This window comes from Paenibacillus macerans, from assembly GCF_900454495.1.
GTDB classification, from domain to species: Bacteria; Bacillota; Bacilli; order Paenibacillales; family Paenibacillaceae; genus Fontibacillus; species Fontibacillus macerans.
Genome location: NZ_UGSI01000001.1, coordinates 4089774 through 4102756, shown reverse-complemented (window position 1 = coordinate 4102756; position 12983 = coordinate 4089774). Strand labels below are relative to the sequence as shown.

At 52.1% G+C, this 12983-nt stretch carries 8 protein-coding genes; 6 read left to right on the top strand and 2 right to left on the bottom strand.

Annotated elements, in window-relative coordinates:
• The first annotated feature begins 94 nt into the window (after positions 1-94).
• Positions 95-1501, top strand: a complete 1407-nt coding sequence (locus DYE26_RS18445) for a stalk domain-containing protein (protein ID WP_240534193.1) — start codon at positions 95-97, stop codon at positions 1499-1501.
• A 699-nt stretch (positions 1502-2200) separates the two neighbouring features.
• Here the strand turns inward: DYE26_RS18445 and DYE26_RS18440 are convergent.
• Positions 2201-4111 carry an ATP-dependent nuclease gene (locus DYE26_RS18440; RefSeq protein WP_036626153.1) on the bottom strand — a complete coding sequence of 637 codons (1911 nt, stop codon included), beginning with the start codon at positions 4109-4111 and terminating at the stop codon, positions 2201-2203.
• A gap of 379 nt (positions 4112-4490) precedes the next feature.
• Here DYE26_RS18440 and DYE26_RS34570 point away from each other — a divergent pair, with 379 nt between their 5' ends.
• The 5 genes from DYE26_RS34570 (at position 4491) to pgmB (ending at position 11557) form a co-directional block, all read left to right on the top strand.
• Positions 4491-4670 (top strand): ribbon-helix-helix protein, CopG family, encoded by a 180-nt coding sequence (locus DYE26_RS34570; protein WP_036626150.1) that lies wholly within the window; start codon positions 4491-4493, stop codon positions 4668-4670.
• A 135-nt stretch (positions 4671-4805) separates the two neighbouring features.
• Complete coding sequence (locus DYE26_RS18430) at positions 4806-5114, top strand: DUF6809 family protein (RefSeq protein WP_036626148.1); 309 nt, start codon at positions 4806-4808, stop codon at positions 5112-5114.
• A gap of 966 nt (positions 5115-6080) precedes the next feature.
• Complete coding sequence (locus DYE26_RS18425; RefSeq protein WP_036626146.1) at positions 6081-8387, top strand: glycoside hydrolase family 65 protein; 2307 nt, start codon at positions 6081-6083, stop codon at positions 8385-8387.
• Complete coding sequence (locus DYE26_RS18420; RefSeq protein ID WP_036626145.1) at positions 8384-10876, top strand: glycoside hydrolase family 65 protein; 2493 nt, start codon at positions 8384-8386, stop codon at positions 10874-10876. The genes DYE26_RS18425 and DYE26_RS18420 overlap by 4 nt, the downstream gene beginning before the upstream one ends.
• A 45-nt stretch (positions 10877-10921) precedes the next feature.
• Positions 10922-11557 carry a beta-phosphoglucomutase gene (gene pgmB, locus DYE26_RS18415; RefSeq protein WP_036626143.1) on the top strand — a complete coding sequence of 212 codons (636 nt, stop codon included), beginning with the start codon at positions 10922-10924 and terminating at the stop codon, positions 11555-11557.
• A gap of 96 nt (positions 11558-11653) precedes the next feature.
• On the opposite strand, the gene DYE26_RS18410 is transcribed toward pgmB, so the two are convergent.
• Positions 11654-12787, bottom strand: coding sequence for an asparaginase (locus tag DYE26_RS18410; protein WP_051985706.1), 1134 nt, complete (start codon positions 12785-12787; stop codon positions 11654-11656).
• Positions 12788-12983 lie beyond the last annotated feature (196 nt).

The following is a 12983-nucleotide window of genomic DNA, read 5'->3' as shown; positions in this document are numbered from 1 at the left end:
ATATCCGGGAAATGAGCGAATAACGTCATTACGGTCCGTTACGTTTTCGGGCGAGACTAGTTTATCAAATCGGCGGGACAAGGGGTGGAGTGGGATGGTGCAAATTCGAATTGGGAATGGACTTGGGAGAGTACTTTGGAAACGATTATTGCCGACGGGAGCTATGGCGCTTATTTTATTGTTGACCAGCGGCGGCGCCGCGATGGCCGAGGCGGAACAGGGGCGTATGCAGGCTCGGCCGCTAGAGGGGGAAGTGGCACAGGTGCAAGAGCAGACGCATACACAAATACAGGAGCCGTTGCATCCACAAGTGCAGGAGCAGACGCAGGTGCAAATGCAGTCACATGTTCAGGACGGTGATTACTTGATCGTCGCGCTCGGCGATTCCATTACCGCTGGGTACGAACCGGGGGTGAACGCAAGCAGCGTCCTGTACGGTTTCGTTGAACGGCTCAGGGAGCAAGGTCTGTTCCATGGCCGGACCCGAGCGGTCAATTACGGCATTCTTGGTTTGACCAGCGAAGGCCTCAAAAACTATGTAGCGGCGATCCGGGCAGGCGAGCCGGTCGCGGCCGACGCGATCCAGCCCAAGCTGGCGGATCCGCGGATGGCGGCGTTGGCAGCGGGGACGGCTGCGGCCAAACGCCAGCTGGAGCAGGCGGATCTGATCACGATTACGATCGGCGGGAACGATCTGCTTAGGCTGCTGCCGGACGTGCAGCACGTCACGTTGGACGAGCTTCGCGCCGGGGCGGACGGGGTGCTGAACGCCTATGGGGAAAATGTCCGCGAGGTGCTTGGCATCCTAACGGAGCTTAATCCGTCGGCGCAAATCGTGCTCGCCGATCAGTACCAGCCGATTCCGCCCTTGGCCGGCGCTGACGCCTACGCCGAGCTTACGGCCATGGCGGGGAAATTTACCGCGATCGTTGACGGAATCGCCGCCGAGTTTGCGGCCAGAACGAAGCCTGTTCAAACCGCGCATGTGGCTGCGGCGTTCGCGGGCCGCGAGTTGTCATTGACGCATATTTTCACGGAATCCGACATCCATCCGAATCAGGCGGGATACGAGGAAATCGCCAAGGTGTTCGCGCAGGCCGTTTGGGGAAGCTACCGGGAAACGGGGGCGAAAACCGGCGTGGCGCCATTTTCCGTCGTCGTTAAAGGGAAGGAACTGAAAACGCCGTATCCGCCGGTGCTTAAAAATGGCCGGACGTTTGTGGCGATCAAGGACATTACCGAGGCGATTGGAGCGCAGAGCAAATGGGATTCCCGGACGCAAACCGCCAGCGTCGTCTACGGAAGCCGGACGGCTGTCATCCCGATCGGTTCCGGGCAAATTACGGTAAACGGGACTCCGGCGACGACGGCGTCGCCTGCTTTTTTGCAAACCACCGGCGGGGAGCACAAGACCTATGTGCCACTCACCGTACTGGCGCAAGATTTGGGGCTGGACGTACAGTATAGCGCCAAAATGAAAACGGTATTCGTGAACGAATAATAACATGTGTCAGCAAGACGGAACGCCGGGGCAAAGGAGCTTCGGCGTTTTTCAGGTTTGGATGAACTGCAAAAGTACATTTGAATTTCCGCAGATTTCTGCTTTAGAGCGATTGAAATGCAAAAGTGCATCTCATTTGGGGCTATTGGATAAAAAAGTGTCTTACGACCGGAAATGAACTGCACATTTGCATTTGGTGTAATTTCGCACCAACGCAGGTTGACCCAATGTAATTACCGGTAATTTGTTTTTTACGAGGTGTGGAAGCAAATAATAAACGAAAGTGAAGGGGATACATACAAAATTATATCCCCTTTCTTGTTTAACGTTTTTATTACACAAACTATATCTTGCATTTAAGGTTTAAACAGTCTGCTTAAATTGTTTAGGTTAACAATAAACTAGTTTTGTGGAGTTCAAAATTGCTTCCTATTATTATTAAATGCAATATTTCTTAAGGCTCAAGACCAAAATCAGTGCTTGACAAAATAAATGATGACGGAGATGGGGGTGGTGTTGTCTCTCCAAACCACTTTGCACGATTATCCCTTTGGTTCAGGAAGCCAAGTCACCTGATAAAACGGGATAATCGTGCAAAGCCCCCGGATAGCGAGTCCCGCCCCAGGCCACGGTCTGTTGCCGGCTTGACTGTCAAGCACTGATGATTAGGTTGAACCTATTTTAAAGTGAAAGTTTTGATTAAACATTAACATCTGACTGCGAAGCTGCTACTTTTACATTATCAATTTCTTGATGCTCGCGATCCAAATTAAATGATTCTTTAAATATATCATTAATAATTAATTTCCACATAGGAGACACAGATTCCCATTCGCTAGTCCAATTGGTTGTGATATAATTAAATGCCTTATACGGTTTTTCGTTAGAAGGAGCACTGTATCCAAGAACATCCTCTATGCAGTTTGTTAGCATTATCCTTCTATTTTCGTCACCAACAGCTTCAAGAATTGGGGCGTTGAATACTTCTGCACGTTCATTACCCTCATCTTTATCATGAATGACAACCGGGTTTATTCCCATAGCTCTTAAATATTTCACAAGAGCAATTATCGTTGCTTTTCCTCTTGCCTTAACAATTTGCCAATTGCTTTCTATGTCTTTTCTTACTATTTCAGGGAGTCTGCTTATTGTTTCTCTAAGAACAATATCTTCTGTATCTCCTTCAACTAGTAGTACATGCTTTGAAAAGAAAACCCTAGATATATGGTCGTCTAATTTCAATAGCATTTTTACATATGTTTTATCATTGCCTTGAAGTTTTGAAAATTCTTCACTGGTATTAAATGCATTGCACCACAACTTTTCAACTTTAATTTTACGTCCATCAATCACAAACTCATCATCCGTTCTCGATAGACAATTTAATACTTGCAAAGGCTTTTTGCTCAAATCAATCATATATGGAGAATGAGTTGTACATACAATCTGATTTTTATCAGTTCCTGCTAGATCGTATATAGTGTCCCTCATTTGTTTTGCGGCATTTGGATGCAAGTATATTTCAGGTTCTTCAAAACCGATTATTAGAGGTCTCTGTTCTTGTCCAGTTGTTTTTCTATTGTTACGTAAATTTCTATATCGTAATAATGCAAAAACAGCCGAACGAATAATCCCAGTACCCTGCAAATTTACAGAGGTAGTGATGTTACTAAACATGGAGATGGTGAACTGTGGTTTAATAACCTTATCTGCATCTGAAAGGCTTGTAACTGCCTTTAATCCAGTGTTTGGAAAAACATCTTTCATGACCAAGTTTAATTCGGTCATCATTTGTCCGAATTCACTTTGAGTGTTTGCTGGATCAAGTTCCTCAGCAAGTTTATTTAAAAATTGTTGGGCTTGTTTATAGTTTTCTGAGGAATCTCTCACATCATTAAATAACTCAACTAGAGTGGAGACTAATGTACCTGAGTTACCTGATAGTTCTTCTGTTTTATCTTGAGCAGGAATTAATAAAAATTTTGGTAGCTTGCTTAAAACATTTGCTGGGATTCCACCTGGATTCCTAAACCATTCTTCGGCATCTTCATTATAGTCATACAATTCGTCAACTTCCTCGATAATTGCTCTTTCTGGTTTAGTCAATTTCTTATCATGATCAATCTTAGAAATTTTTGTTTCTATAGATGCTAGGTCAAGACCCGCTTCTATGTATTGATTAATGGTAGTGCATTCTGAAAATTGTGTTTTTATCGTCTTTATTTGTTGACGTAATTCTACAATGCAATCAGAACCAGGTGCAAAAGTTTTTCTATAAATCACCCTTAATTCGTTTTTTCCATCATCATCAATATATTTTAATACTCTTCCTTTGAATCCGATCCATTGCTTAGCTTCTTCTGGAACCTTTCTGAATTCAGCAGTTAGTACCACTCTATCGGCTCCGCGTCTCATTATGTCTCCATCCATGTAAGAGAAAAATTCTTCATCTGAGATTCTCTTAACATCGTTCAAGAGGAGGTTAAGTGCTGAGAGTATAGAACTTTTGCCTACATTATTCTCACCGATGAGAAATGTAGCATCAGAAAACAACACTTCAGAATCCGTATGTCTCCGATATCCTTCAATTTTCAATTTATACAACTGCATACACAATCCCTCCAATTTTGTTCTTAGATTATATATTTCGCCAACAGATTCCAAATACCTCCAAAAAAATGGATCAAATGAACTAAAATTATAGGTTAAATCTGACGGAAGTCTTGAGTTCCTAAATAGAAATATCCAACTAAAGATTCGATTTATTAATGGTAGGGGACAAAAATTTACTGGCAGGGGTGGGGAATGGGCCTTAGGAATCTCCCCTAACAAGCGAATTTGGATATCCCAATTCAGTGCTTGCTACAACACGAGACAGAAAAACACTTAACCTGCCGAGAAGAAAACAATTTTATCAGCAGGATGATTGCATTGACTTTTTGTCCCAACAATAATATATTATTGTTGGGACAAAAAGTGGGGTGAAGCGATGTCCTCGAAGAAGATGGGGCGTCCACCATCTGCTAATCCCAAAAGCGAAACGATTAAGATACGGGTCGATCAGGATATTATGAATAAGCTCGATGCTTCTGCCGAGAAGCTGAATACGACACGTTCAGATATTGTTCGCAAAGGGATTGAGAAGGTGTATGACGATCTCCAAAAATAAAGAAGGAAGCAGCGTGAGTCCCGCGAAGAACACCGCTACTTCCTAGTGCGCAACCGCTTAAATAAGCAGACTGCATAAATATCCTATCATGTGCAGGAATCTCATTCAAGCGATGCGATGATGAGGAGGATAAACATGAAAACAATTCTGGAAGCCCTGTACCACGGGCAGTTACATCCCGATGAGGTGATTGTACCGTCTCAGCCAGAATATCGTTCTGTAAGCCGACAAGTGGCGGCCCAAACGGAGCAATGGCGTGAGCGATTAGGGGAGGAAGCGTTTCGTGAGCTGGAGGAATATTTTGACCTATGCGACAGCGTTGACAGCATGCATATAGAAGAAGCTTTCCTGCACGGATTCAGACTGGGAGCGAACCTAATCATCGAGGTCATGAGCAACCGGGAGGAGTTGGTTCCGAATGTAGCTTCAGGCATATCATTATGATGATAATAGCGACATATTTACAGTTGTAAATTTGAAGCAATTCGCCAAAAGTACAGCAGAGAGTGTCTGAAGCAGCAAAACGAATTGGAGGAACAACTTACTGTACATTTTCAAGACAAGGTGTATGCTCAGGTCATTACCAGATAAATGATGATGTATCGCAATTAAGTGAATCTTCAATTCGGGGAAGCGAATGGGGCGGAGATAACTTTCAGACCCATCTGACCGTACGATGGGTAACGCTAAAGGCAATGTGCTGCCATTCGCTTCCCTTATCTTTTTCTCGGCTGATGAATGAATACGAGACAACTGTCTCGTGGTGTGGCAAGCACTGAATTTGGATACCCAAATTCGCTTACCAGAGGTATGCCCCTGATACCCCGACGTCTCAAGCAACTTTACTCGCAAGTTACATTCCAGTTTCAGCTACTCTAAAAAAGCTTCAAGGGTGATTTCTCCGCGTAAACAAGCATCCCGATTGATCTTCGCCAGCTCAGCCCACAGTTAGAACGCTTCTTCCGTTGTCCTCTCGTAACGAATCCAGGCAAAGCTTCTTTTGTATTCACGTATATAAGCTTTGAGTGCTGGTGAATCGGCTTTTTTTGCGCTCCTATTGGTTAAGTGCACCGATTTCCTTGCGGGTTTAAGCAGGAACGGCAAACGATTCCTTGGTTTAATTTCGTAAACAACAGAGTTTTTACCTCGTTAAAATAGATTACACCATCACAGTCACAATATCTCATGCCACGCCATAGCAAGCCTCACCATCACCGCATCTCGGCATACCGGTCTTAAGTTCCCGGTCCAACTCCGTATAATCGCACATAAGCTCATTAGACATGGGCATTTGGCCGCGGCGGTTGTTTCGCTAAGCTGGAGGAGAATGGCCGAAGCAGCCATGCGGCACGGGTTGCCGGCGGCAAAGCGGCCGAAAACAAGCGATTCTACAGAAGGAGAGGGCGGAGCATGCCGAAAATCGCGGACAGATATTTGCAGGTCGATCCTTGGAAGGTTGTGGAGGAAGGATTTGACCCGGGGCGGAACCGGGTGTCCGAGTCTATTTTTTCGCTGGGCAATGAATATATGGGGGTGAGGGGTTACCCGGAGGAAGGGTACGGCGGGGACTCGCTGCTGGGCAGCTATTTCAACGGACTGTTCGAGGAAAGCCCGGTGACGGCCCATTACAAAGGCATCATCAAATCGCTGCGGTTCATGGTGAACGCGGTGGATTGGCTGTATACGCGGATTGCGCTGGACGGGGAGACGCTGGATTTGGCGGTCAGCCGGTTTAGCGGTTTTCGCAGGGAGCTGGATTTTAGGACCGGTATCTATACCCGGGAGCTGGTGTGGCACCTATCCGGCGGAAAAGACATGAAGCTCACCTTCGAGCGTCTGGTCAGCATGAAGGTGCCAAATCTCGGCTGCCAGCGGATTACGTTTGAGCCGCTTAATTTTTCGGGTACGGTGAACGTGCGGACGGGGCTGGATTTTTCCATCATCCACGAGGATCAGCAACGCCGCTACTGGCAGGCGCTCAAGCAAGGGGAAGCGAGCGGTGGGATCGCGGGCATCCTGGGGCAAACGGAGAACACGGGCAACCGGCTGTTTTCCGCTTTCCGCATCGAGGCGCAGGAGGCGCTGGAGAACAAGCTCGTGGAGGGCGACCGGTTTATCGGCCGGGACCTGGTGCTGAAGCTGGAGCAAGGGGGGCGGACGGTGCTGGACAAACAGGTCGTCAATTACGCGGAAAAAGACCGCTCACTGCAAGACGAAACGGTTTGGCAACGGGGAATGGAGTTGGCGGCGCGGCACACGCCGGCGGGCTACGAAGAGGCGGCCGCAGGGCAGCGGGCCTACTGGTCGCAGGTTTGGGCGGATTCGGATATCGCCATCGAAGGGGACCCGGAGAACCAGCAGGGCATCCGCTTCTGTATTTTTCAGCTGTACCAGACCTATCACGGGGACAATCCCGGCTTCAACATCGGCGCGAAGGGGCTGACCGGCGAGGCGTACCGGGGGCTGGCTTTTTGGGATACGGAGTCGTATTGTTTGCCGTTCTACATTTTCAACAACCCGAAGGCGGCCAAAAGCTTGCTCGAATTCCGCTACAAATCGCTCCCCGAGGCGCTGAAGCGGGCGCGGGAGCTGGACTGTGAAGGGGCGTTTTATCCAATCGCCACGATCGACGGCACGGAAAGCTGCGACCTGTGGCAGCATTCCAACCTGCAGCTGCATGTCGGCACGGCGGTGGCCTACGGGCTGCGGCATTATGTGAGCATCACTGGGGATAAGGCGTTTTTGTTTGAAAAAGGGGCGGAAATGCTGATTCAGATCAGCCGTTTCTACGCAACCCGGGGGCAGTGGGGACAGCAGTCGGGATTATACGGATATTTCGGCGTGATGGGGCCGGACGAGTTCCAATTGATGGTCAATAACAACTCCTATATCAATTTTATGGCCAAAAAGCTGTTCGAATACACGCTGGAGGTGCTCGCCGACATGCAAAGCGAAGCTCCTGCGGCTTATGACGTCCTGGCGGGACGGCTTGCTCTGACGGAGGCGGAGCAGGCCGACTGGCGGAACAAATCGGAGCATATGAAAATCCCGCGGGATGCGCGAACGGGCGTGTACGAGGAGCATGACGGCTTTTTCGATCTGCCGCATCTCGATATCCATGCGATTCCAGTCAGCGAATTTCCGCTGTATTCGCATTGGTCGTACGATCGCCTGTACCGGTACGATATGATCAAGCAGCCGGACGTGCTGATGTTCATGTTCCTGTACAGCGGCGAGTTCACGCCGGAGGAGAAGCGGGCGAACTACGATTACTACGAGCCGCGCTGCATCCACGAGTCATCGCTGTCGCCGTCGATCCACTCGATTTTGGCCGCGGAAATCGGGCGGGAAGCGGAGGCGTACAAGTTTTTCGAATTCGCCACCCGGCTCGATTTGGACAACTACAACCGCAATACGCGGGAAGGCCTGCATACGACGTCGATCGCCGCGGCCTGGATGAATATCGTGTACGGGTTCGGCGGGATGCGCTCGGACGGAGACACGCTTGTGTTTCAGCCCAGCTTGCCGCAGCGCTGGAACAGCTACCGCTTTCCGGTCTCCTATCGCGGCACGAAGCTGCTCGTGGAGGTTGACCGGGAGCAGGTGTCGATCCGGGCGGTGTCCGGCGGAGAAGCGGAAATCACGGTGTACGGGGAGACCTGCCGCGTGGGCGAAGCGGGCATCCGGGTGCCGCTGCGAAAGGCGGTAGCTCAATGAGCTGGATCGTGCGGGAAAGCGGGTTTGACCCGGGAAGGATCACGGTAAACGGCAACAAGTTTATGATCGGCAACGGAGTTTTGGGGTACCGGGGAACGCTGGAGGAGTTTGGAAAAAGCGAGCTGACGGCCACGATCGTCGCCGGACTGTACGACAAGGTCGGGGACAAGTGGCGCGAGCCGGTGAACGCGCCGAACGGGTTGGCGACGGCGGTGTATTTTGACGGGGCGCCGCTCAGCGTGCTGGAAGCGGGGTCCGGGGCTGCCGCCGGTCGCGGCGGCGGGCAGATGCACCTCAGGGGCGACGGGCAGGCGCACCTAGCGGACGGCGGACACGGCGGAGGCGGGGAGCAAAAAGCGCCGCAGGCTGGCGGCGGACGGGAACGCGGCGGGGAAAGCCGCGAGCATTCGCTTGCGGCGAGCTCCGGGGCTGCCGCCGGCGCTGAGCTGCTCGAGCACGAGCAGGCGCTGGACCTCCGCCACGCGGTCCATCGCCGCCGTTCGGTATTCCGCACGGCGGACGGAGCGCAAGTGACGGTTACGTCCGAACGGTTTTGCAGCGCGGCGCGGCCGCATCTGATCGTGGGCCGGTTTACGGTGGAGAGCAGCCGGGAAGGTGAACTGGAGATCTTGACGGGCATTGACGGGGATGTCTGGGACATCAACGGCCCGCATTTGGAGCGGTTGGCCAGCGGCGTGGACGAGGCCGGCGAGGTGCTGACGCTCACTGGCTGGACGCATGAATTGAACGTCCCGGTATCCGTGGCGGAGGCGGTGGAATGCGGGTTTGGGGAGCAGGAGCTGCTGCGCGGGGAAACCTCGATCCGCCGGAAAATCCGGTTGATTTGCAAGGCCGGAGCGGCCTATACCTTGGTAAAATACGTCTCCGTATTTACCGGGTTGGATGAGGCCTTGGACATCGATTTGGCGGCGGCCCGGTCGAGCCGGGAAGCGCGGGAGCTTGGCTATGAGCGGCTGCTGGGCGAACATGCCAAGCGATGGGAGCGCAAATGGGACGAAACGGACATCGTCATCGAAGGCGATGAAGAAGCCCAGCTTGCGCTGCGGTACAGCATGTATCAACTGCACATCATTGCGCCGGACCGTTCGGAGAAAGTGTCAATCCCGGCCCGCGGGTTATCCGGGCAGGTCTATAAAGGAGCGGTGTTCTGGGACACGGAAATGTTTATGCTGCCGTTTTTCCTGTACACCCAGCCGGAGGTGGCCCGGAATCTGATGATGTACCGCGTGCATACGCTGGACGGAGCCCGGCGCAAAGCGGCGGAATACGGCTATGAAGGTGCGTTTTACGCTTGGGAAAGCCAGGAGACGGGGGATGACGCCTGCACGCTGTTCAATGTGAACGACGTGTTTACCGGCCGCCCGATGCGCACCTATTTCCGCGACAAGCAGGTGCATATCAGCGCGGACGTGGCGTACGGCATCTGGCAGTACTACATGTTTACCGGCGATGAAAGCATTTTGCTGGACGGCGGGGCCGAGGCCGTTTGGGAGTGCGCGCGTTTTTTTTACTCGTACGGTTATTTCAACCCGGGCAAGCAGCGGTATGAGATTCTCGATGTCACCGGGCCTGATGAATACCATGAGCGGGTGAACAATAACGCCTTCACCAATATGATGGTAAAAGAGTGCCTCGGCATTGCCCTGGAAGCGCTAGAGGTGCTGCGGAGCCGCGACCCTCGGCGGTATGAGAAGTTGCTTGCGGGCAGCGCCATCCGTCCGGAGCACATCCGCGACATGCGCGACCGCCTGTATGTACCGGAGCCGGATGCGGCGAGCGGGCTGATCGAGCAGTTTGACCGGTATTACGCGTTGGAGAACGTCCCGCTGGCGGAGTTGAAGGCGAGGATGCTGAATCCCCACGAGTACCTGGGCGGGGGGAACGGCCTGGCGACGACGACGCAAATTTTGAAGCAGGCCGACGTCGTGCTGCTGTTGCATCTGTTCAGAGAGCGTTTTGATCAGAACGTCAAACAAGCCAACTGGGAGTACTACGAGCCGCGGACCGAGCACGGTTCAAGCTTAAGCTCCTGCATCTACGCGCTGGTGGCGGCGGATATCGGCTCGCCGGACTGGGCGTACCCATACTTTATGCGGACGGCCACGATCGACTTGACCGGGGATTCCAAACAATACGTCGGCGACCTTTACATCGGCGGCACGCATCCGGCGGCTAACGGCGGGGCCTGGATGGCCGCGGTGCTGGGCTTTGCGGGGCTTAGGTACGATGGCGGCAAAGTGACGCTGGAGCCGGCCCTGCCATCCTCCTGGCAGGCCGTGAAGTTCCCGATCCGCCTTCGCCAAGGATCGTATCGGGTTCGCGTCGAGCGGGAAGCGATCGTGATTTCGGCGGAAGCGGGAAATCCGCAGCCTCTGCTGTTTGCTATCGGCGGGCAGGAGTTTACCGTCGCTCCGGGACAGGAGATTTGCATCCCGTACGCGATTGCCGGGAACCCCGGGCGGTTCTGAGCAAAGTTGAACTAGAACACACCATTGACCAAAGGAGAATACAACATGCTGGAAACGATGAAAGGCGCGATTTTTGACCTCGACGGCGTGATCGTCGATACGGCCAAGTACCATTATCTGGCCTGGCGGTCGCTGGCGCGCCGGCTTGGTTTCGAGTTCACCGAGGCGGATAATGAGCGGCTAAAAGGCGTCAGCCGGATGGAGTCGCTGCGCATCCTGCTTGAGATTGGCGGCGTAGAGGCCACGGAGGAAGAACGCGAGGAAATGGCGGCGAGCAAAAACCGGGAGTATGTCGACTACATTTCCAGGCTGGAGCCGTCGGAAATATTGCCGGGAGCGGACGCGTATTTGCGGCAACTGCGCAGCCAAGGCGTGAAAATCGCTTTGGGTTCGGCCAGTAAAAACGCCGGGCTTATTTTGTCCCGGCTCGGCATCACGGATTTGTTCGATGCGGTGATCGACGGCACCAAAGTGTCCAAGGCGAAGCCGGACCCCGAAGTGTTCCTCGCCGCCAGCGCGGCGCTGGGGCTGCCTCCGGCCGAGTGCATCGTGTTCGAGGACGCGGCGGCGGGCGTGCAGGCGGGCAAAGCCGCCGGCTGCGGCGTCGTCGGCATCGGCAGCCTGGCGATCCTCGCCGCCTCCGATCTGGTCGTCAGCGGATTGCAGGAGCTGGTGGTTTAACAGACAACCGCCCAGGTACATCGCCTTATGGCCAAGCAAGCCGTCTCCTATTTAGTCCGAAAACCAAATAGGAGACGGCCCCAACGATTAATTATGTTAACGGGACATGTTGAACTCGGGCAATCCCATGGTGGTAAACCATTGACGGACCTGCTCGGGATTGTCGGAGAAAGTGAGTCCGAGCTGCAGCAGAATGCGCGCTTTCTGCGGCAAGAGGTCGCCTCCACCGATAATTCCGGGCGTTTTCGCGTCATAGACAGCTCCCGAGCCGGTACGGGTAGTGGTAACAAAAACAACGCCTTTCTCAACGCCTTCCGCACGAGCCGCCTGCTGCTCCGTCGAAATTCCCCCTGCCCCGTGCCCGGCGGTGACGATACCGTCCACACCTGCGTCTACCAATGCTTTTATCGGTAAACCGCTGGCTTCGGTATAGCTGTAAACGATTTCCACCTTGGCTATATCCTCAGCCTTGATGGTGGATAGATCAAACGGTGTTTTCCAGCCGCTCTGGCCGCATTCCATCACTCTTGCTGGTGCTCTGACGGAGCGGATGCGGTCCTCATCAACGGTACCCAGTGCTCCGTAACGTCCTCCATCGAATGTATCCAGACGGACGGCGTCCGTTTTCGTGACTTCACGGGCGGCGAAAAATTCATCGTTCATCATTAGAACGGTACCGTAACAAGTCGTCTCTTGGCTGGCCGCCAAACGGATCGCGTTGAACAGGTTCGCCTCCCCGTCAAAAGAGAAGGTGTTGGACTGTCTCATGGAGCCGGTAAATACAACGGGCTTGGGGCTGCGTACGGTCAGATCCGCGAAGTAAGCCAACTCCTCCATAATGTTGGTGCCCGCAGTCACGACAACCGCATCGGTATTTTGATCAGCCAGCACCTCGTCAATAGCCAAGCTTAGATTGTAAAGGTGTTCCGTTGTCGTTTGGGCAGACCCGATGTTATCAAGCTCCTTGATGCGGACGTTCGCAACCTTGGAAATTTCGGGCTCAAGACGGTCGAGAATATTTTGAATTGAAACTCTTTCGGAGCCGTAAGATTGAAACATCTCCCGCCCGACCGCCGTGCTGGTAATCGTGCCTCCCATTGCGACAATCGTTACGTTCGGCACGGAACTCTCGGCGGAGCCGGATGCCGACTCTGAAAATGTGCTTGGAACGCTCGTAAAGAACAACACCCCGACAAGCAAACACAACGTAAACCACCTTTTAATTTTCATAGCTGCCTCCCTATCATTGTGTTAAATAAATTAACATAATAGTACAGTGTAAAATGAAAAATAGCAATATTTATGTCATATATTATTTCATGAGGATCTAAATTTAATATATCTTTCTGAAAAAAAGAAATTTATATAGTTATTTATGCTATATTATATAACATAAAATGTAACATTAAAGTGTTGCCCTGAATTG

Excerpts from the sequence above, each read along its gene's own strand:
- DYE26_RS34570 (WP_036626150.1), top strand. The coding sequence starts at position 4,491 with ATGTCCTCGAAGAAGATGGGGCGTCCACCATCTGCTAATCCCAAAAGC.
- DYE26_RS18430 (WP_036626148.1), top strand. The coding sequence starts at position 4,806 with ATGAAAACAATTCTGGAAGCCCTGTACCACGGGCAGTTACATCCCGAT.
- pgmB (WP_036626143.1), top strand. The coding sequence starts at position 10,922 with ATGCTGGAAACGATGAAAGGCGCGATTTTTGACCTCGACGGCGTGATC.
- DYE26_RS18440 (WP_036626153.1), bottom strand. The coding sequence starts at position 4,111 with ATGCAGTTGTATAAATTGAAAATTGAAGGATATCGGAGACATACGGAT.
- DYE26_RS18425 (WP_036626146.1), top strand. The coding sequence starts at position 6,081 with ATGCCGAAAATCGCGGACAGATATTTGCAGGTCGATCCTTGGAAGGTT.
- DYE26_RS18420 (WP_036626145.1), top strand. The coding sequence starts at position 8,384 with ATGAGCTGGATCGTGCGGGAAAGCGGGTTTGACCCGGGAAGGATCACG.
- DYE26_RS18445 (WP_240534193.1), top strand. The coding sequence starts at position 95 with ATGGTGCAAATTCGAATTGGGAATGGACTTGGGAGAGTACTTTGGAAA.
- DYE26_RS18410 (WP_051985706.1), bottom strand. The coding sequence starts at position 12,787 with ATGAAAATTAAAAGGTGGTTTACGTTGTGTTTGCTTGTCGGGGTGTTG.